The sequence below is a fragment of the Vibrio profundi genome (assembly GCF_043642225.1).
GTDB classification, from domain to species: Bacteria; Pseudomonadota; Gammaproteobacteria; order Enterobacterales; family Vibrionaceae; genus Vibrio; species Vibrio profundi_A.
The window spans coordinates 48,752-68,312 of record NZ_JBHZSF010000007.1 but is presented as its reverse complement, the minus strand read 5'-3'; the positions used below and the strand labels follow the sequence as shown (position 1 = coordinate 68,312).

Genomic DNA, 19,561 nt, shown 5'->3' with positions numbered 1-19,561 from the left:
CATCGCGAGGGTTAAATTACGCGAGAAAACTGTTGCTGACGCGCTTTGGCACGAAGGTACTTATCAAAGCACATGCAAATATTACGGATCAGCAATCGGCCACGTAATGTTACTCGAATCTCAGTATCATCAACTTCTACTAGCCCATCATCAATAAAGGTTTTCAGTAACTGCAAATCTTCTTTGAAGTATTGATTAAATGTCACCTTAAACTCGGATTCGATTTGAGTCTTATCCAGTTTAAAATTACAAATCAATTGCTTGATCACTTCACGACGTAGTAAATCGTCTCCGTCCAGAGCAACCCCTTTCCAAAGAGCATGACGTAAGTCATTTACTTGAGCATAGTATTTTTTCAGCTCTTTTTGGTTTTGCGCGTAAGCATCACCCATCATCGAAATCGCTGATACACCAAAACCAACAAGATCCGCTTCACCTTGCGTGGTGTAACCTTGGAAATTACGGTGCAAGATACCTTCACGTTGAGCCACTGCCAATTCATCATCAGGCAGAGCAAAGTGATCCATACCGATAAACTGGTAACCTGCGCCTGTTAGCGTGGAAATGGTATCCTGCAGAATCGCCATTTTCTCTTCGGCAATAGGCAAATCTTCATCTTTAATTTTACGCTGCGCAGCAAAAAGTTGAGGCATGTGTGCATAGTTAAAGACAGACAATCGGCCTGGCTGCATTGCTAATACTTGCTTGAGCGTTTCAGCAAAAGAGTCTTTCGTTTGCTTCGGCAAACCATAGATAAGGTCTAGGTTAGTAGAGCGGAAACCAAGTTCTTTGGCACGTTGTACCATCGCAATAATAAAGTCTTCATCTTGCTCACGATTAACAAGCTTCTGCACTTCTTTATTGAAATCTTGTACCCCAATGCTTAAACGATTAAACCCTTCTCCACGTAAATGGTCGAGCATATCCAATTCAATTTCACGAGGGTCAACTTCGATGCTCACTTCAGCGTCAGCTTCAAAGTTAAATTCTTCATGAAGAATAGCCATAAGGCGAGAAATCTGAGCTTTATTCAAGAAGGTTGGAGTACCGCCACCAAAGTGCAACTGAGTCACTTTGCGGCCATGCAGCAAGGAAGCACGCTGTCGAATTTCATGCTCAATCACATCCAAATATTCATCCGCTTTATGCGAATGGCGAGTGATTACCTTATTACAGCCACAGTAGTAACACAGCTTATGGCAAAAAGGGATATGCACATAAAGAGACAACGGGCGATCAGGGTATTGCGTGCACGCCATGTCATAGTCAGCGACGGTAAAAGCCTCATGAAACTCAAGTGCGGTTGGGTATGAGGTGTAACGCGGCCCAGAATAATTGTATTTGTCTAAGATGGCTTGATCCCAAACGATTTGCTGATTGGTTACTGCTGGCTGACTCGACATGTTGGTATTTCCAGTTAAGACCAGTAAACACAATGTGCTTACTCATCATATGTACATATATAGATTATAGGTTGGCTATTTTGCCATACGACTTTCATGGTCGTTTGATACTAGGACAAGTTTTGATGAAAAATAATCAGAACTGCTAGCGTGATCACTCACACCAGAGAGGATACAAAAAGGCTTACTCAGTTCAGTAAGCCTTTATAGTTAGAGTATTTGAATGTTGATCTGATTGTTAAGCGGCTTCACCTTGGTTTGGAGCTGCTTTAATTCATCAACAATAGCGTCATTCAATCGTGTTTCTGCTTTATGGCGAGTCAAGTTTTGCTGCATTCGCTCTTTCTTTACGAGTTCCTGCCTGTCTTCACCACGAGCCATATCTTTTACAATATGATACAGCTCAGAAATCGCAGGGTACTCAGTATCAAAATCAACACGTTCTTCACCTTGGACAAAATCCATGATGTTGTAGACACGAATACTGATTTCAGATAAATCACACTGCCCTTGAATGCCCGCTAAACACAGCGTATTTACGTTGTCGTAAATGTTGGCATTACGCTTTTCAATCGCTAGCGCTTTATGCTGCTCTTGCAGTTCCGTCTGCTTCTTCACTTGAAGTAGAAGGTAACCTGCATAAGCGCCTAAGCCGAGAATGATTACTCCACCAACAATAGCTAATAAGGTTACATTCATTCAGTGCTACCCTTTAAAGCTATCTAAGTCGATATCTTCAAACTGCGACAGCAAATCTTCATCTGAATTCGCTTTCTTCGAAGTCGCAACAGGCTCTAGATCCTGTGCTTCTTCCTCTTCTGGCTCAAGTAAGCCCAAGCGATCCATCAGAACTTCAATACGGTCAAGTTTCTCATCCACATACTTCTGCAAGCCAGCACCTAGGTTTTCACCGCTTTCGATGCGATCTAGCAAGATATTCAATTGAGCATCATTTTCAAGCATTTCCAGCTCTTGCTCGTTTGACAGCTTGCGCTCTTGCTTAGTTTGCTTCTTCACTGGCTCAATAACCAATGGGATCTTTTTCTTGCTACCTAAACGAGGATCGCGATTCTGTGCAGCTTTACGTTGCTTCGATTCGCTACCATCAGAATGACGGCTGCCCGACTTAAGGCCTTTACGTTTTCGTAAACGCTTACGCTCACGCCCTTCAACATCAGACTCGCTGCGGTTGCGAGTTACGATAACTTCAGGAGCACCAGCGGCTCCCGGCTTTCTAGATTTTTTACTACGGCTCATTACTGGGTCTTCCTCAGTAAAATTACATCATTTCCAACAAATTCGAGTTCGAGCTTATCCCGCTCAGCCAAAAACTGGAATGTTTGACGACTAAAAAACACCACATGCGTTGGGTCATTTTTATAGTGCCAACCAGCAAACGCATCTACGTCTATTACTAGCTTGGTCATCAAACCAATCCAGCCACCTGGCTTAACTAAATTCAACCATTGCTGCCATATCTGATCAGGGTGATAAAGATGTTCTATCACTTCAGTGGCAGTCATAAAGTCATACGTTTTCTCTAATGCTGTTGCATCAGGGTGGTAATAAATATCGTATAACGCCATGGTGTGGCCTGCTTCTTCCAACATTAATGACAATGTAGGGCCAGGACCACATCCAAAATCCAATCCATTTGAATTGGATGAGATTCTTTCTGTTAAGGGATCGGCTACTCGGGATAAAAACCGACGATAACCTTGGTCACTAGGATCGTTCTCATGTAGATCATAGTGCGCTTTTTCTTCGCTTGCAGATAACCGTTGCTCTGGGTTAACAAATACCAACTCACATTGCTGACACTGCAGGTATTCCCTACGTTTGTCTTCGAAATAGTGAATCACATGATTGTGATGGCATAAGGGACAAGTATACATAAGCACATCCTCAAACAGGGATGCGAAACATACCAGAAACTGACTGTAGAGTGGAGGGGTATTGAGTGTTTTTTCAGCAAATCAATAAAAAAAGCGATAGGAAAACCTATCGCTCTCTAAATCTGCCTATACTGGCCAAAATTTGCGTACTCAACTTAGTACCCAAATCTCCATTTGTTATTGGTGCTTTCCATGCCAATTTGTTTGTTTTTCATCGTCCTGATGAATTTTGGCTTTCCTTTTCTAACACCTTGTTACTGGGCTATCCAAGCCTGATCCATTTCTGTCTATACCTTTAGACAAAGTCGATCATCCATATCTGTCTTCAGCTCCGTGCCGATGCGCCTACTATACCGATATCAATAAAACTCACCAGTCTCCGACTTCACACTTTTCCTTTAAACATTCGTTAAATTGAAATGGATTTATAAATCAGTCAGTTAAAAATCATCAACGAAATTTATACGGTAAAGAATGGCGAATATCTCACAAACCAGTGAGAACAAAAGGCAAAAGAAAACGCCCTTACCGAAAACGATAAGGGCGCATCTTAATACTGTGCTCGAGCGTGTATCTTATTAGTGTAAGCCACCAACGTACTTCGATAAGGTATCAATATCTTCATTGGTTAGCTTTTTAGCGATATCACGCATCATTGCATTCATATCGTTATTGCGGCTACCGTCGCGGAATTTTTCTAGTTGTAGCTTAATGTAATCAGCTTGTTGACCAGAGATCTTAGGGAAACCAGACAACTCTGTACCGTTACCACGAGGGCCGTGACAAGCAATACATGCTGTAATACCACGTTCAGCATCACCTGCTGTGTATAAAACCTTACCGTCTTCAACTACGTTTTCTGGCGTCGTGTTACCAGAAATAGGTAGAGATGCGTAGTAAGCTGACAGATCAGCAATATCTTCATCTGTCAGTGGCATCGCCATACCACTCATAACAGGATCGTAACGACCTTGTTTACCGCCGCTCGTCATGCCTAGTTTAAGATCTTGTAACTGCTTCTCAAGATACTTGGCATGTTGACCCGCCAGTTTAGGGTAATTGGTGATTAGACTGTTGCCGTCAGCACCGTGGCAGGCAACACATGTTTGGGATTTGGCTTTACCAGCTTCAATACTACCTTGAGCCCATACTGAGCAGCTGGCTAATAGACTCAAAATTAGCGCTAATTTCTTCATGACATTCCATTATAATTATCAAGCTTCCAGTACCACTCTATGTTGCCACTCATGGTACAATAGGCGACCTTATGCCGAGCACGGTTATTTTACACAATTTCACAAAAAAGTAATCAATCGACTACACAAAGTCGAGATGGAGTTAACAGTGAGCGTAAAAATTCATTATCAAAACACGCATTTCATTACCAGTGCGCCTGATATTCGTCATTTACCAGAAGACGAAGGGATCGAAATTGCGTTTGCAGGACGCTCCAATGCTGGTAAATCTAGTGCACTTAATCGTGTTACTAACCAAAAAAGCCTAGCTAAAACCAGTAAAACGCCAGGTCGAACTCAGCTTATTAACCTATTTAAGGTTGCTGAGGGTTGTCATATTGTCGACCTACCTGGATATGGCTTCGCACAAGTCCCACTTGAAATGAAAAAGAAGTGGCAGAAGTCGTTAGGTGAATACTTACAAAAACGTGAAAGCCTGAAAGGTTTGGTCGTATTGATGGATATTCGCCACCCAATGAAAGATCTCGACCAACAAATGATCTACTGGGCAATTGATAGTCGCATCCCAGTGCAAGTCTTGCTGACTAAAGCAGACAAACTGAAAAGTGGCGCTCGCAAAGCTCAGCTTCTGAAGATTCGTAAAGACGCGCAATCTTTTGGCGGCGATGTGAAAGTGGATGTCTTTTCTTCAATGAAAGGCATTGGTGTCGACCAGTTGCGTAGCACAATGGATGAGTGGTTTGCTCCAGCGTTCGCCCACCTTATTGAAGAAGAACAAAACGGTAACTCAGAAACAGAATAGTCACGAACATTATTCTGCGACAAATAACCGTAAAGCCTCGCCTTGTGCGAGGTTTTTTATTGCCTGCTATCCGGGAGCCGTCGTTACGAATAAGAAGAGCGTGAGACTCGTGTGATCATGAACAGAATGGGGAAAGAAACTCCCCGCCATCCTAGCGGGGAAAGGGAGAGAATTACTATTCGTTTTAATTATGCTTCTACGATGACTGAAAAATCGCCGAAGTTCAACGCTCTACTTTTCTTTTACAATAAAATTAAAATCAATACCAATCAATGACTTAAACAAATAACGGCATTAAAAAACCCTTAGTTTAACTCGTAAATTAACTAAAGTGTGAAGGGAATAAAATTACAAATATCAATAAAATTAAGGAATCAAACGAAAGAGAGCGGAGTAAGTAGAAAATAGAAGAAATAGCGATGACTCAAAAAAGAAATGAAGGGGAAATACTAACTATTTGAATTGGTTTATTTTTTCTTTCGCACAAGAAAAAACGCCCCAGTCAAATACTGACTGGGGCGGCTGAATCAGCCTAATCCAATAACGTGAAACAAAAGGTCTGAAAGATAGAACATCTTACCTCTGTACCCTACGAGATTTAATGTACAACAATTGGTCAGAAATGGAAACTATTTTTGTAGTTTATTTTCATTAAAATTTTATTAAACAACGAAAACCTCTTCGTTAAAGATCCTTTTTTCTCGATACAAAAAAGCCAGCGTTTGTGCGCTGGCTCATGTTTATTCACTCATTTTGTATAAATTGTGGCTAGTGCGCCTGATCCCAGTTGTCACCATGACCAGCTTCAGCCACTAACGGGACTTCTAGTTCAGCCGCCGCTTCCATCAATTCCTGTACTTTACTTTCAATTTCGGTCAATGCTGACTCTTCAACTTCAAATACCAATTCATCGTGTACTTGCATGAGTAGTTTAACGCGCCCATTTCCTTCAGACTGAATCCACTCATCTACCAACAGCATCGCTTTCTTAATAATATCGGCCGCTGTACCCTGCATAGGTGCATTGATTGCTGCGCGCTCTGCAGCTTTACGACGCATACCATTACGAGATTTAATTTCAGGCAAGTGCAAACGACGACCAAAGATCGTTTCTACATAACCTTGCTCAGAAGCAGCACTGCGAGTGTCTTCCATGTATTGCATCACACCAGGGTAACGCTCGAAGTAAGTGTCCATATAATGTTGCGCTTCACCACGTGGAATTCCTAATTGCTTAGCCAGACCAAAGGCACTCATTCCGTAGATCAAGCCAAAGTTAACCGCCTTAGCACGACGACGCTGCTCAGTTGTTACGTCTTCAATGCTTACACCAATGATCTCAGCGGCCGTTGCTGCATGAATATCTTTACCTTGCTGGAACGCTTCCAGTAACGCTTTGTCACCAGACAAGTGCGCCATGATACGTAATTCAATTTGAGAGTAATCGACTGCTAGAATCTTCCAACCGTGTTGAGCAACGAATGCTTGGCGAATACGTCGACCCTCTTCATTACGAATTGGGATGTTCTGTAGGTTTGGATCAGTCGAAGACAAACGACCCGTTGCTGTCACCGCTTGGTGATAAGACGTATGAACACGGCCCGTTTCAGCATTGATCATCTTAGGTAGTTTATCGGTATAGGTAGACTTCAATTTCGCTAAACCGCGATATTCGATGATCAGCTTAGGTAATGGGTAATCAAGAGCCAGTTCTTGCAGCACTTCTTCATTGGTTGAAGGTGCACCTGATGGCGTTTTCTTGATAACTGGCAGACCCATTTTTTCGAACAAAATCGCTTGCAGCTGTTTCGGGGAGTTCATGTTGAACTCTTGCTCTGCAATCTCGTAGGCTTTCTGTTCTAGCTCATCAAGACGTACGGCGATTTCCTGCGATTGAGCACCTAATAACATGTCATCGACAAAAACACCGGTACGCTCAATACGGGACATGACTGGAACAAGCGGAACTTCGATCTCTTCATAAATCGTTTTAAGCTTTTCATCTTGCTCAATATTTTCCATCAAGCGATTATGCAAGCGTAAAGTCACATCGGCATCTTCTGCGGCGTAAGGAGACGCTTGGTCGAGTTCAATTTGGTTGAACGTCAGTTGCTTCTTACCCTTACCCGCGATCTGCTCGAATGAGATGCAACTGTGTTGTAAGAAACGCAGCGCTAGGCTGTCCATGTCATGCTTACCACCCACACTGTTATAAACATAAGAAGCCAGCATAGTGTCATGCTTGATTCCTTTCATTTCAATGCCATAACGCGCCAGTACACTTGCATCATACTTGAGGTTCTGACCGACTTTGGCTTGAGTGTCATCTTCCAGAATCGGTTTAAGCTGCTCTAGCACCCAATCACGATCCAGTTGCTCAGGAGCATCTAGGTAATCGTGCGCCACAGGTACGTACGCTGCCACGCCTTCTTCTGTCGCAAACGAAAGACCGACCAAGTTAGCTACCATGTAATCTAGGCTGTCCGTCTCGGTATCAAAGGCAAACACTTCTGCAGCTTGTAATTTCTCTAACCACTTACCAAATGTTTCTTGCTCAAGAATCGTCTCATATTGGCTACGATCAATAGTTACCGCTGAGGTATTCATTTCGGCAACTGAAGAATCAGCATTAGCCGTTGAGCCTCGAACTGCACCAGATTTTTCATCCGCTTCAACCACTCCAGTTCCGCCGTCAAGCAACTCATTCAGCCATGATTTAAACACTAACTGGCCGTAAAGCTTAATCAATTCATCAGTGTCAGGTGTTGCTTTAACTAATGATTCTGGAGTTTCTTCCAGCTCAACATCTAGCTTGATCGTCGCTAATTCATAAGAAAGCTTGGCATTCTCTTCATTATCAACCAGCTTCTTAGACATGGTTTTCGAGCCTCGGAAGCCAAGTGCAGCAATGTCATCAAGGTTTTGGTACAGCTTTTCAATGCTACCGATACCTTGCAGAAGAGCTGTGGCCGTTTTGTCACCGACACCAGGTACACCTGGAATGTTATCGACTTTATCGCCCATTAAAGCAAGGTAGTCGATGATCAGTTCAGGTGGGATGCCAAACTTTTCGATGACGCCTTCGCGATCCATCACTACGTTCGTCATGGTGTTAATCAAGGTAACGTTCTCATCCACAAGCTGAGCCATATCTTTATCACCAGTACTGATCAGTACTGGAATACCGGCTTTCGACGCTTGAGATGCCAAAGTACCGATTACATCATCGGCTTCTACGCCTGGAATTGAAATCAGCGGTAAGCCCATTGCACGAATTACATTATGCAAAGGCTCTATCTGACAACGAAGATCGTCGGGCATTGGTGGACGGTTCGCTTTGTACTCTGGATACATATCGTCACGGAATGTCTTGCCTTTTGCATCAAAAATCACCGCAATACGGTCCGAAGCAAACTGACGCATCATGCTTCGCAGCATATTCACTACACCATAAACGGCGTTAGTTGGAATATCACCATTACTCATGGTGCCTGGGTAAGCATGAAAAGCACGATAAAGGTAAGAAGAACCGTCGATAAGAATCAACGGATTATCAGGAATACGAGCCATAATAATTGTGTATCCAGTAAGTACAGAAATGATCTGTTAAGGATGCCACGTCTCTTGCTCTGATGCCATGTTATCTCCTCTAAGTGGGACTGGCATTTACCTGTTACTTTTCCACCCCACCACCTTCCCATCTGTGGATAACTCTGTTTATATTATTTACTCACAGGTTGATAAGTCAAAGACAAATCGTGATAAAGCAAGTGTAAGACTTTGATTTAAAACAAACAAAGCCCAGATCGATCAGACAACTTACGATCTTTTTACGATCCTACATTGTGGAAAAGAATACTGATGCCGTTTTATTCACAGGATTGAGAGAGGAGATTTGCGCAAATAGAAAAAAAGCGACACCCAAGGGTGTCGCCTAGCAAAAAACGGTAAGCCATTCTAAATGAATACTACAGCTTAACCAAAAAGCTATAAATTACACTGGAAGCAATGTGAGCAATGTCGTGTCAAAAAGAACTTAGTTTAAGTTCGCGAGAATTCTGTTCTTCATTGAGCTAATTGGCTCTCTGATTCAACATCCTTGTGAACTGTTTCCTCATTCCCTAAGACGCAGTTAATAATAATGATTCTCATTTCACAGTCAAGCTCTAAATGAGAAAAAATCTCATTTAATTTATAAAAACTTCACAAAGTGAACTCTAGACTCTTCCAGTATTTCTTTTTCTTCAAATTTTTCAATAAGATAATAATTCCTTAGTAATAACCTTAGCATGGCTGGAAACTGATTACGTGATTTCACTTTCAGCTGTTTATAACCTTGTCCCTTCACCCATTGCTCTTGGGCGTCCAATTGCTTCTGGGCAACGCCTTTGTTACGAGCCAACGGAGACACTCCCCCAAACCAGCTATAGAAAGTCTCATTATCCAATTGGTAACCAATTTTAAATCCGAGTAACTGACCTTCTTCCTCCGCAACAAGAATCAAGGATTGCTTGCCAGATAACCTTTCTGAAAGCGACTCTTCTGTTTCCTTTTCTACGAACTCACTGATTTCGTTAACAATGAGTACCACCTCTTTTAGGCTGCCCTCACGTACCTGCACTGCCATCATCATTTCTCCCACTAAAAAGGGCTGGTATTCGCCAGCCCTTAATCAATTCACATAGCCCGAAGTTATTCAGATTCGGCTAAATGCTCAGCAGCACGCGCATTATCTTCAGCTAGCCATTCCGCTACATCTTTTGCGAAATACGTTAGGATGCCATCCGCACCTGCACGCTTAAAGCATAAAAGTGATTCTAGAACCGTCTCACGTTCTTTCAGCCAACCGTTTTGGATCGCTGCTTTATGCATCGCATATTCGCCTGACACTTGATAAGCAAACGTCGGCACTTGCAGCTCATGTTTCACTCGACGAACAATGTCCAGATATGGCATACCTGGCTTCACCATCACCATGTCCGCGCCTTCATTCACGTCCATCGCCACTTCATGAATCGCTTCATCACTGTTTGCAGGATCCATCTGATAATTCTTCTTGTCGCCACCTTTCAGGTTAGATGCGCTACCAACGGCATCACGGAACGGGCCATAGTAGCAAGAAGCGTATTTCGCTGAGTAAGCCATAATTTGAGTATGGATGTGGCCTGCTTCTTCTAACGCTTCACGAATTTTACCGATACGACCGTCCATCATATCTGATGGTGCGACAACGTCAGCGCCCGCTTCTGCATGAGAAAGTGCCTGCTTAATTAACACCTCAGTCGTTTCATCATTTTGTACGTAACCATCTTCGTCGATGATACCGTCTTGACCGTGTGTCGTGAATGGGTCTAACGCCACATCAGTAATCACGCCCATCTGAGGGATGTGCTCTTTCAAAGAACGTACAGCACGCTGCACTAGGCCTTCAGGGTTGTATGCCTCTGTCGCACACAAGCTTTTCGCATCTTGATTAACAACTGGGAACAACGCTATCGCTGGCACCCCAAGGTTCGCAAGATAAAGAGCTTCTTCTAGCATTAAGTCGATTGAAAGACGTTCAATACCCGGCATAGAGTCAACCGTTTCACGACGATCTTTCCCCATCAAAATGAACATAGGGTAGATGAGATCGTTCACTGATAACTGGTTCTCTGCCATCAATCGACGGCTGAAATCGTGTTTACGCATACGACGCATACGTCGTCCTGGGAATTGACCTTGAATTGAAACAGACACGAGATTCTCCTTGCCCAATCTTATAACTTACGAATAAATACTTGGCAAAAGCATATCACTCATTATCTAAGACGCTAGCAGTAAAGAGAAAATCCGGGCCAAAAAAGGGGACTATTTACAAAAAATGACCTTCTCCTCACACTGCCGTATACTCTGCACAACTCAAGCTGTTCAGGACAACACCATGATAGATACACACGCTCATATCTATGCCAGCGAATTTGATAACGATAGAGAAGAAGTCGTGCAACGTGCTTTGGCTCAAGGCATTGATAAAATTCTACTACCGAACATCGACTTAGAATCTATTGAACCGATGCTAAAAACTGAGGCTCAATTTCCTGAGGTGTGTCGTTCAATGATGGGGCTTCACCCATGTTATGTGGATGGTAACGTCGAAGAAAACTTAGCCACCATTCGCCACTGGTTTGAAAAACACGACTTCATTGCTGTTGGGGAAATTGGCATTGATCTCTACTGGGACAAAACATTCAAAGTAGAGCAAGAGATGGCATTTGTCACCCAGTTAAACTGGGCAAAAGAACTCGATTTACCTGTAGTCATTCACACTCGTGATTCCATTGACGAAACGCTAACCTTACTTCGCCAAGAACAAGATGGATCATTACGAGGCGTCTTCCACTGCTTTGGGGGCAGCGTTGAAGAAGCTAAAGCCATTAATGAATTAGGTTTTCACTTAGGCGTGGGTGGTGTATCGACCTTCAAAAATGGTGGGATGGATAAAGTGATACCTCACCTAGATATGGATTATGTCATTTTAGAAACAGACTGCCCGTACCTTGCACCTGTTCCACATCGTGGGAAAAGAAATGAACCTGCTTTTACACACTTGGTCGCTCAGCGTGTGGCTGAATTAAGAGAGGTGAGTATTGAAGAAGTCGATACCATCACTTCTAGAAATGCCAGAGCACTATTTAATATATAGCATGATATTTCATATAATACCTTAGGGTTATGTATTGAAGTGCATAGGCATCTCATTTATTATACGCGCTTACAATAAATTACAAATAAAAGTGAGCCGTATATGTGTGAACACACTATTCACTTACAACGTCATCATAGAAAACTTTGGCATAAAATAGTCGGCATAAAAGAGCTTTATGTTTGTGCTGTATGCGGAAAGAAACTAAAAATCCGCTAGTAACAAATAAAAACGGTTGGCATAAGCCAACCGTTTTTATTTCTACGCTCTGAGATTTAAGCTTCTTCTTGCTCTTCATCTTCTTCAGATGGCTTACGCACATAAAAACGTGCGAAGAACAAACCAACTTCAAATAACAAACACATTGGAATCGCCAATAGAGTTTGTGAAATCATATCGGGTGGCGTCAGCATCATACCGATGATAAATGCCCCGACCACAATATACGGACGCTTTTCTGATAAGCTCTTTGGCGTCGTTGCCCCAGTCCAACACAACAATATAATTGCCACGGGCACTTCAAACGCGATACCAAAGGCTAAAAACAGCGCGAGAACAAAATCAAGATAGCTTGAAATGTCGGTCGCAAACTCTACTTGCCCCAGAGAAATAGCGGTAAAAAAGCCAAACACCAATGGAAACACAACAAAGTAAGCAAACGCCACACCGCAGTAAAATAGCAATGAGCTAGATGCCATAAGCGGCATAATCAGACGCTTTTCATGCTTATATAAGCCCGGTGCAACAAACGCCCACACCTGATAAAGAATAAACGGCACCGCCACAAAGATAGAGGCTATCAGCGTTAACTTTAAAGGCGTAAAGAACGGAGACGCGACATCCGTAGCGATCATGGTAGCGCCTTCAGGCAAGCGATCTACCAAAGGTGCAGATACGAATTCGTAGATATCATTTGAAAAATAAATCAGCCCTAAGAACACCACAATTACGGCCAAAATAGCTCGTAATAATCGATTACGCAGTTCTAATAAGTGGGTGATTAAAGGTTGTGTCTGCTCATTCGAAGACATGTCAAACCTCTTAAACAGGAAGATCGAAAAGGAGCCACTCGAATACTAATCATCATAAGTATATCGCGGCTCCTCCGTGCGAGACTATTCGGCTTTCTTATCTGGCGCTGCTGCTTCGCCGCTACTCACAGGAATACTTTCATGAGTGGCTTGTTCAGTCACACTGCTTTCAGTGTCACTTGGCTTATCAGACTCAGGCTTAGCATAAGGGCGTTGAACTTGAGCAGCGGCTTGTTTTAATTCGTCAACCGATGCTTTTAGCTCTGGAGATAAATCATCCATCCCCATTTGTTCCGCCTTACGCAGGTTATCTTGCAGCTCTTGCACCTTAAGTTCATGTGAAAGCTCATCTTTCACACTGTTTGCCATGCTTTTCGCTTGTCCAATAAATTTGGAAACGCTGCGAATTGCTACTGGTAAACGCTCAGGACCAAGAACGACTAACCCGACGACAGATATTAATACCAGTTCCCAAAAACCGATATCAAACACGACTTACGCCTGCTCTTTGTCTTTCTTAGTTTCAGCAGTGGCTTCAGTCTTCTGCTGTTGCTCAATGTTCTTTGGTTCGAAGTCTGCGTCTTTCTTTTCAGCAGGCTTATCTTCATCGCTCATCGCTTTTTTGAAGCCCTTCACTGCAGAGCCTAAGTCGCCGCCCATGCCGCGTAATTTCTTAGTTCCGAACAGTAAGATCACAATTACAGCAATGATCAGAAGTTGCCAAATACTAATTCCACCCATTCTATTTACCTCGGGTCTGTCTACACAAAAAATTGATTAAGAGAGTCTACCGCTTAACGACGGTAAGCTCGCCAACTTAGCAACCAAAATGTGACACCTGCGATGCCACAGCCCAAACTCAGCTGCTCATAAGGGCTTGAAACTAATATTGCGGAGCATACGACTAAAGTGGCTCCAACACCAAACAGAAACTTACCTGTCGCTTGTTGGCGTTTGCTATCACGGTACCCTTGGTAAAGCTGATCCATTCTTTGATTCATGGCTTTACCTTGGCGCAAACTATCGTAAAGTAGCTCTGGTAATTCTGGTAGCTTTTCAGCCCAGAAAGGCGCGCGTTCTTTCACAGCATTGATGACAGCCTGCGGGCCCACTTGGTTCATCATCCACTTTTCTAAAAATGGCTTCGCCGTTTCCCACAAATCAAGTTGTGGGTAAAGCTGTCGACCCAAACCTTCGATATACAGCAGAGTCTTTTGCAACAACACTAGTTGAGGCTGAACTTCCATATTAAAGCGTCGTGCTGTGTTGAATAAATTCAGCAACACATGGCCAAACGAAATCTCGCCTAATGGTTTCGCGAAAATAGGCTCGCATACAATACGAATAGCGAACTCAAAGTCATCAACGTTAGTGTCGTGCGGTACCCAACCAGAATCGACATGCAACTCGGCAACTTTACGGTAATCTCGATTAAAGAATGCCAGTAAGTTTTCCGCCAAATAGCGTTTATCTTCGCTATTTAATGTGCCAACGATGCCACAGTCCAACCCGATCCATTGTGGGTTATCCGGGTTTTCTGGGTTTACAAACACATTACCAGGGTGCATGTCTGCATGGAAAAAGCTGTCTCGGAACACTTGGGTAAAGAAAACACTCACCCCTCGCTCCGCCAGCAATTTCATGTTTGTCCCGTTCGCTTCAAGCATTGGAATATCAGACACTTGAATGCCATATATTCGCTCAGAAACCATGACAGTTTCATTACTCAGATCAGGAATAACCTCCGGAACATATAATTCTTCACTTCCCTCAAAATTACGGCGCAGCTGTATCGCATTAGCGGCTTCTCGGCGTAAATCGAGTTCGTCTAACAGCGTTTTTTCGTACTCTCGTACCACTTCAACGGGTTTCAAACGACGTGCTTCAGGAAGTGCTTTGGCGACTATACGCGCCATTCGGTACATCAGTTTTAGATCTGCATCAATGACAGGGCGAATATCTGGTCGAATAACCTTCAAAACGATTTCACGCCCGCTATCTTTCAGCTTAGCAGTATGCACCTGAGCTATTGATGCGGAAGCCAATGGTTCAATATCAAAATCCGTAAACCAGGTATCTAAACTGCCACCAAGAGCCGCTTCCATCTGCTGTTTCGCAAGTTGACCATCAAACGGCGCTACTTGGTCTTGCAACAATGCCAACTGATCAGCGATATGTGGGGGAAATAAGTCTCGACGCGTCGACATCATTTGACCGAACTTAATCCACACAGGCCCAAGCTCCTGCAACGCCAATCGTAGACGATGCCCTAGCTCTTTTTCAGGGTGCTGATTTTTAATCCAGAATAACGACTTACGAGCAAGCAAAGGGGCTTTCGTTAACTGATGCACTGGCATCAGTTCATCTAAACCATACTCAAGTTGAACTTTAACGATATGATAAAGGCGTTTTATTTCCGCAGGGGTCATACGTTCTCCAGCAAGCGGTTAAGCTTCGCCTCTAAACGTGCAGTCGCACTTTTTACATCGTCCACTTGGTCACAAAAATGAGCAACTTCCAACGGAGCTGGCGCTATTTTCCATTCTTCCGTTAATACTTGAGCAAAGTGGCTTTGGTGCTTACCGGCTTGTTGTGACACAAAGCCACCGACATTTTTCAGCCCTTGCACTAAGGTATGCGCAACCACATCACCGGTCACTCGAGATAACCACTCTTCGATATCCGGTTTGCAATCCGTCATCAATTGCGCAAATTTCTGAGCAAGCTGAATGTCGCCTTCAAGAACCAGCTTATCTTGCTTGATCAGCTGAGTAATATTCGACTGTTCGCGAAGCTCTGGTAACACAGAAAGGTTCAGCGACAAGTAGCAATCAGGTTGCCCCTCGTAGTCTGCCAATACATCGATTTGTTGGCTAAAAACAAAGGTCAGCGTTTTGTTCAGCTCTTTCAGATTTACCTGAATCACCTGACCTTTTAAACGAGATAAACGACGACCCAATTCTGGATCGTCGTTTACTAACGTATTCAAAGAGGTTTCAATTACCGCGGTCACTAATGGATCGAATGGCATATCAGTCCTTAATTAATTCATACAATCGTGATTACAACTCAATGGCTTAAAATTTGTAGCCACGGTGAAGCGCAACAATGCCACCCGTTAAGTTGTAGTACTTCGTATTTTCAAAACCGGCATCTTGCATCATGCCTTCCAGCGTTTCTTGATCTGGGTGCATGCGGATAGATTCTGCTAAGTAACGGTAGCTATCAGCATCGTTCGCGATGATTTCGCCCATTTTTGGCAATAGGTGGAACGAGTAAGCATCGTATACTTTTGACAACGGCTCTAAGACTGGTTTGGAAAACTCAAGCACCAATAGACGACCGCCTGGCTTTAGTACACGATACATTGAACGCAATGCCTTATCTTTATCGGTCACGTTACGTAGACAGAAGCTGATAGTGATCGCGTCAAAGTAGTTATCTGGGAATGGCAGTTCTTCAGCATTAGCTTGAACATAATGCACGTTACCTACAATGCCGATATCGCGAAGCTTGTCACGGCCAACATTCAACATTGAGTTGTTAATGTCCGCAAGAACAACATGGCCAGTATCGCCAACAATGCGTGAGAATTTTGCTGTAAGGTCACCAGTACCGCCACCAAGATCTAGGATACGCTGACCCGGGCGAACGCCACTGCAGTCGATGGTGAAACGCTTCCATAAACGGTGAACACCACCAGACATCAAATCGTTCATGATGTCGTATTTAGCGGCTACAGAGTGAAAAACCTCTGCCACTTTCGCGACTTTTTCTTCTTTCGCGACTGTTTCAAAACCAAAGTGTGTGGTTTCTGATTCTACTGCTGAATTTGTCTGCACGCTTGTGTCCGTCATGCTGTTGTCTACCATGGTAAGTCCTCATCTACAGCGCTGTATGCCTGAGAGGGCGCTGCGGGCGATTAGTTTACTTTATCCTCAGCAGGTTGTCTTTCTACTAACGAGGCATTTTCTGAAAAAGCCTCATTTTGCGCCATTTCAGTGAGCCCGACCGAAATTGGTTTTTTCACTTCAACACCTAACTGCTTGAAGCTTTCCGCTTGGCGAATCACATTCCCTCGGCCTGTGACCAGTTTGTTCATCGCACCTTGATAACTCTGATTGGCTTTATCTAATGCGCCCCCCAACCCTTCCATGTCATCCACAAACAAGCGTAATTTGTCGTATAACTTACTGGCTCGCTCTGCGATCACTTTGGCATTTTGATTCTGCCTTTCATTACGCCACAAATTATCGATGGTACGCAGCGCCACCAATAAAGTGGTTGGACTGACCAAAATAATATTTTGCTCCATCGCCTCTTTTACCAGGCTAGGGTCAGCTTGAATCGCCACTTGAAATGCAGGTTCAACAGGAATAAACATCAGCACATAATCTAAAGATTGAATGCCTTTTAACTGATGATAATCTTTCTGACTGAGCCCTTTGATGTGCGCACGTAAGGCCAACAGATGATCACGTAAAGCGCTATCTCGCTCTTGATCCGATTCCGCATTAAAGTAACGCTCATAAGCTACTAACGCCATTTTCGAATCCACTACTACCTGTTTGTCTTGAGGTAAGTGAACAATCACATCGGGCTGATAGCGCTTGCCGGCCTCATTTTGCAAATTCACCTGAGTTTGATATTCATGCCCTTCACGAAGCCCCGAGTCGGCAAGCACACGAGCAAGCACTACTTCACCCCAGTTACCTTGCTGTTTGTTGTCACCTTTCAGTGCTTGAGTAAGGTTGACGGCTTCGCGAGTCATGCTTTCATTCAGGCGTTGCAAGTTTTTCAGCTCATGCACAAGGGTATGCCGTTCTTTCGCTTCTTGACTGAAGCTGTCATTCACCTGTTTTTTAAAACCTTCAAGCTGCTCTTTCAATGGCGAAAGCAGCCCTTCTAAACTCTGCTTGTTTTGCTGATCGACCTTCGCTGTTTTCGCTTCAAAAAGCTGATTCGCTAAATGCTCAAATTGCTGCTTTAAGCGATTCTCGGCCTGTTCCAGCAATTGCAGCTTTTCATGATTCGCTAAGTTTTCTTGATCGTGACGCGCTTCTTGCTCACGCAGTTCCGCTTCTAGCTCCGCTTTATGATCTTTGAGGTGATTAATTTCGTCGGCGTACTGCTGACGCTCTTGCTTCACCGCCTCAAAATAGCGCAGCTTTTCCATTGCAGCCATCACTTTGCCGTGTGCTTGTTTAAGCTCATGAGCCGCTTTATCACGTTCATCATCCAACTCATCGAGTTCTTGCTGCGACTGCTCTAATGCTTTTTTAAGTTGAGCAGTATTGGATTCATGCAATTTCTGATTCGCGTCAATCTGCTGTTCGAGTAACTGGTTCTGGAACGACATTTTCTGTTTTATCCACCAGCCAACAAGCGCGCCGCTGCTAATAGAACCCGCTAACGCCGCCAATAATGTGGTTTGATGCTCAATAATCCATTGCATGATAATGATTTAGCCTAAATAGAAATGCTTACTAGAATGGTATTTTGATACTGGATAAATGTCCAGTTTGTCGTATTGAAATTCGCCAGATAGACTAGGCGTCCGTACTCTATCGAATAACGTAATAACGAGATGCTATGAACGAACGTCGCGCTTTAGGCTTTGGCCTTGCAGCGGTACTGCTATGGTCTACGGTTGCTACCGCTTTCAAGTTGACCCTAGCTGAATTTACCCCAATCCAAATGCTCACAATTGCGAGTGTGGTGTCTTCGATCGCCTTGGTTGTCATTTGTTTTATGCAAGGCAAGTTATCTCAACTCAGCACGACATTTTTATCCAACCCTTGGTACTACTTATTGTTGGGGCTCATTAATCCGCTGGCGTATTACTTAATTCTCTTCAAGGCTTACGATTTATTACCCGCTTCTCAAGCGCAAGCCATTAACTACAGTTGGGCGATCACCTTAACGCTTATGGCTGCCGTTTTTCTTGGCCAGAAAATTCGCAAGCAAGATTGGATTGCCTGCGCATTCAGTTATTTGGGTGTCATCGTTATCGCCACCAAAGGCGATGTACTGGGTTTGCAGTTTGATAGCCCTCTCGGCGTTGGTTTAGCTCTATTATCCACACTACTTTGGGCTGGTTACTGGATCCTTAATACCAAAAACAAAGCCGACCCTGTCATTGGCGTGCTCCTTGGCTTTTTGGTCGCCTTGCCATTTGCAATTGGGATCAGCATTTACGAAGGCGCGAACTGGAGCCAAATCAGCACCAAAGGTTGGTTGGCAGTCACTTACGTCGGGCTATTCGAAATGGGCATCACCTTTGTTCTATGGTTGAGCGCGCTGAAGTTAACCAATAACACCGCTCGTATTAGTAACCTGATTTTCGCTTCTCCATTTATTTCTCTAATGCTGCTTGCAACCATTATCGGTGAAGAGATTCACCCAACCACCTTGATTGGCTTAGTGTTAATTATTGCCGGGCTAGTGATCCAGCAAGTGAAGCTATCCAAAAAAAATAAGACGCTCGCCAGCGATAAATCGTAGCGTAAATATCGTCTACGAATAAAAAAGGCTAGCACACGCTAGCCT

19 protein-coding genes are annotated in these 19,561 nt (G+C 43.6%); 3 read left to right on the top strand and 16 right to left on the bottom strand.

The genetic code is table 11. The features are described 5' to 3' along the window. Window positions 1-11 precede the first annotated feature (11 nt). The 5 genes from hemN to ACHUFI_RS12535 all read right to left on the bottom strand — a co-directional run bounded on the left by hemN (window position 12) and on the right by ACHUFI_RS12535 (window position 4,494). A complete protein-coding gene (hemN, locus tag ACHUFI_RS12555) occupies window positions 12-1,403 on the bottom strand; it encodes an oxygen-independent coproporphyrinogen III oxidase (protein WP_394249576.1) in 1,392 nt (463 codons plus the stop codon). Between the two features lie 210 nt (window positions 1,404-1,613). After that, window positions 1,614-2,102, bottom strand: coding sequence for a DUF2489 domain-containing protein (locus ACHUFI_RS12550; protein WP_394249574.1), 489 nt, complete (start codon window positions 2,100-2,102; stop codon window positions 1,614-1,616). Window positions 2,103-2,108: 6 nt separating this feature from the next. Further along, complete coding sequence (yihI, locus tag ACHUFI_RS12545) at window positions 2,109-2,660, bottom strand: Der GTPase-activating protein YihI (RefSeq protein ID WP_394249572.1); 552 nt, start codon at window positions 2,658-2,660, stop codon at window positions 2,109-2,111. Then, window positions 2,660-3,298 carry a class I SAM-dependent methyltransferase gene (locus ACHUFI_RS12540; RefSeq protein ID WP_394249570.1) on the bottom strand — a complete coding sequence of 213 codons (639 nt, stop codon included), beginning with the start codon at window positions 3,296-3,298 and terminating at the stop codon, window positions 2,660-2,662. Before ACHUFI_RS12540 ends, yihI begins: the two co-directional genes overlap by 1 nt. Window positions 3,299-3,876: 578 nt before the next feature. Further along, window positions 3,877-4,494: a c-type cytochrome gene (locus ACHUFI_RS12535; protein ID WP_394249568.1), complete on the bottom strand. Its 618-nt coding sequence runs from the start codon at window positions 4,492-4,494 to the stop codon at window positions 3,877-3,879. Between the two features lie 148 nt (window positions 4,495-4,642). Between ACHUFI_RS12535 and yihA the strand changes: the two genes are divergently transcribed. Then, window positions 4,643-5,296, top strand: a complete 654-nt coding sequence (yihA, locus tag ACHUFI_RS12530; RefSeq protein WP_394249566.1) for a ribosome biogenesis GTP-binding protein YihA/YsxC — start codon at window positions 4,643-4,645, stop codon at window positions 5,294-5,296. Window positions 5,297-5,823: 527 nt separating this feature from the next. Here yihA and spfP read toward each other — a convergent pair. The 4 genes from spfP to hemB all read right to left on the bottom strand — a co-directional run bounded on the left by spfP (window position 5,824) and on the right by hemB (window position 11,035). Then, complete coding sequence (spfP, locus tag ACHUFI_RS22475) at window positions 5,824-5,871, bottom strand: small protein SpfP (RefSeq protein ID WP_438356636.1); 48 nt, start codon at window positions 5,869-5,871, stop codon at window positions 5,824-5,826. Between the two features lie 193 nt (window positions 5,872-6,064). After that, a complete protein-coding gene (gene polA / locus ACHUFI_RS12525; protein ID WP_394249564.1) occupies window positions 6,065-8,866 on the bottom strand; it encodes a DNA polymerase I in 2,802 nt (933 codons plus the stop codon). Between the two features lie 622 nt (window positions 8,867-9,488). Beyond that, a complete protein-coding gene (locus tag ACHUFI_RS12520) occupies window positions 9,489-9,923 on the bottom strand; it encodes a GNAT family N-acetyltransferase (RefSeq protein WP_394249824.1) in 435 nt (144 codons plus the stop codon). A gap of 65 nt (window positions 9,924-9,988) precedes the next feature. Beyond that, window positions 9,989-11,035 (bottom strand): porphobilinogen synthase, encoded by a 1,047-nt coding sequence (hemB, locus tag ACHUFI_RS12515; protein WP_394249562.1) that lies wholly within the window; start codon window positions 11,033-11,035, stop codon window positions 9,989-9,991. Window positions 11,036-11,219: 184 nt separating this feature from the next. Here hemB and ACHUFI_RS12510 point away from each other — a divergent pair, with 184 nt between their 5' ends. Next, on the top strand, window positions 11,220-11,981 hold the full coding sequence (locus ACHUFI_RS12510; protein ID WP_394249560.1) for a TatD family hydrolase: 762 nt from the start codon (window positions 11,220-11,222) through the stop codon (window positions 11,979-11,981). 275 nt (window positions 11,982-12,256) lie between these two features. Here ACHUFI_RS12510 and tatC read toward each other — a convergent pair whose 3' ends face one another. From tatC to rmuC, 7 genes are all read right to left on the bottom strand, one after another. Then, window positions 12,257-13,012, bottom strand: a complete 756-nt coding sequence (tatC, locus tag ACHUFI_RS12505) for a twin-arginine translocase subunit TatC (protein ID WP_394249558.1) — start codon at window positions 13,010-13,012, stop codon at window positions 12,257-12,259. Between the two features lie 84 nt (window positions 13,013-13,096). Then, window positions 13,097-13,504 carry a Sec-independent protein translocase protein TatB gene (gene tatB / locus ACHUFI_RS12500; RefSeq protein WP_394249556.1) on the bottom strand — a complete coding sequence of 136 codons (408 nt, stop codon included), beginning with the start codon at window positions 13,502-13,504 and terminating at the stop codon, window positions 13,097-13,099. A 3-nt stretch (window positions 13,505-13,507) separates the two neighbouring features. Beyond that, window positions 13,508-13,753, bottom strand: coding sequence for a Sec-independent protein translocase subunit TatA (tatA, locus tag ACHUFI_RS12495; RefSeq protein WP_394249554.1), 246 nt, complete (start codon window positions 13,751-13,753; stop codon window positions 13,508-13,510). A 53-nt stretch (window positions 13,754-13,806) separates the two neighbouring features. After that, complete coding sequence (ubiB, locus tag ACHUFI_RS12490) at window positions 13,807-15,441, bottom strand: ubiquinone biosynthesis regulatory protein kinase UbiB (protein WP_394249552.1); 1,635 nt, start codon at window positions 15,439-15,441, stop codon at window positions 13,807-13,809. Further along, complete coding sequence (locus tag ACHUFI_RS12485; protein WP_394249550.1) at window positions 15,438-16,043, bottom strand: ubiquinone biosynthesis accessory factor UbiJ; 606 nt, start codon at window positions 16,041-16,043, stop codon at window positions 15,438-15,440. The genes ubiB and ACHUFI_RS12485 overlap by 4 nt, the downstream gene beginning before the upstream one ends. 46 nt (window positions 16,044-16,089) lie before the next feature. Then, window positions 16,090-16,869 carry a bifunctional demethylmenaquinone methyltransferase/2-methoxy-6-polyprenyl-1,4-benzoquinol methylase UbiE gene (gene ubiE, locus ACHUFI_RS12480; RefSeq protein WP_394249822.1) on the bottom strand — a complete coding sequence of 260 codons (780 nt, stop codon included), beginning with the start codon at window positions 16,867-16,869 and terminating at the stop codon, window positions 16,090-16,092. 65 nt (window positions 16,870-16,934) lie between these two features. After that, window positions 16,935-18,467, bottom strand: a complete 1,533-nt coding sequence (gene rmuC, locus ACHUFI_RS12475) for a DNA recombination protein RmuC (RefSeq protein ID WP_394249548.1) — start codon at window positions 18,465-18,467, stop codon at window positions 16,935-16,937. 137 nt (window positions 18,468-18,604) lie between these two features. Here rmuC and ACHUFI_RS12470 point away from each other — a divergent pair, with 137 nt between their 5' ends. Beyond that, window positions 18,605-19,516, top strand: coding sequence for a DMT family transporter (locus ACHUFI_RS12470; protein ID WP_394249546.1), 912 nt, complete (start codon window positions 18,605-18,607; stop codon window positions 19,514-19,516). The last annotated feature ends 45 nt before the right edge of the window (window positions 19,517-19,561 follow it).

Coding starts and splice junctions, on each gene's coding strand:
- hemN (WP_394249576.1), bottom strand. CDS start 1,403: ATGTCGAGTCAGCCAGCAGTAACCAATCAGCAAATCGTTTGGGATCAA.
- ACHUFI_RS12550 (WP_394249574.1), bottom strand. CDS start 2,102: ATGAATGTAACCTTATTAGCTATTGTTGGTGGAGTAATCATTCTCGGC.
- yihI (WP_394249572.1), bottom strand. CDS start 2,660: ATGAGCCGTAGTAAAAAATCTAGAAAGCCGGGAGCCGCTGGTGCTCCT.
- ACHUFI_RS12540 (WP_394249570.1), bottom strand. CDS start 3,298: ATGTATACTTGTCCCTTATGCCATCACAATCATGTGATTCACTATTTC.
- ACHUFI_RS12535 (WP_394249568.1), bottom strand. CDS start 4,494: ATGAAGAAATTAGCGCTAATTTTGAGTCTATTAGCCAGCTGCTCAGTA.
- polA (WP_394249564.1), bottom strand. CDS start 8,866: ATGGCTCGTATTCCTGATAATCCGTTGATTCTTATCGACGGTTCTTCT.
- ACHUFI_RS12520 (WP_394249824.1), bottom strand. CDS start 9,923: ATGGCAGTGCAGGTACGTGAGGGCAGCCTAAAAGAGGTGGTACTCATT.
- ACHUFI_RS12510 (WP_394249560.1), top strand. CDS start 11,220: ATGATAGATACACACGCTCATATCTATGCCAGCGAATTTGATAACGAT.
- tatC (WP_394249558.1), bottom strand. CDS start 13,012: ATGTCTTCGAATGAGCAGACACAACCTTTAATCACCCACTTATTAGAA.
- tatA (WP_394249554.1), bottom strand. CDS start 13,753: ATGGGTGGAATTAGTATTTGGCAACTTCTGATCATTGCTGTAATTGTG.
- ubiB (WP_394249552.1), bottom strand. CDS start 15,441: ATGACCCCTGCGGAAATAAAACGCCTTTATCATATCGTTAAAGTTCAA.
- ACHUFI_RS12485 (WP_394249550.1), bottom strand. CDS start 16,043: ATGCCATTCGATCCATTAGTGACCGCGGTAATTGAAACCTCTTTGAAT.
- ubiE (WP_394249822.1), bottom strand. CDS start 16,869: ATGACGGACACAAGCGTGCAGACAAATTCAGCAGTAGAATCAGAAACC.
- rmuC (WP_394249548.1), bottom strand. CDS start 18,467: ATGCAATGGATTATTGAGCATCAAACCACATTATTGGCGGCGTTAGCG.
- ACHUFI_RS12470 (WP_394249546.1), top strand. CDS start 18,605: ATGAACGAACGTCGCGCTTTAGGCTTTGGCCTTGCAGCGGTACTGCTA.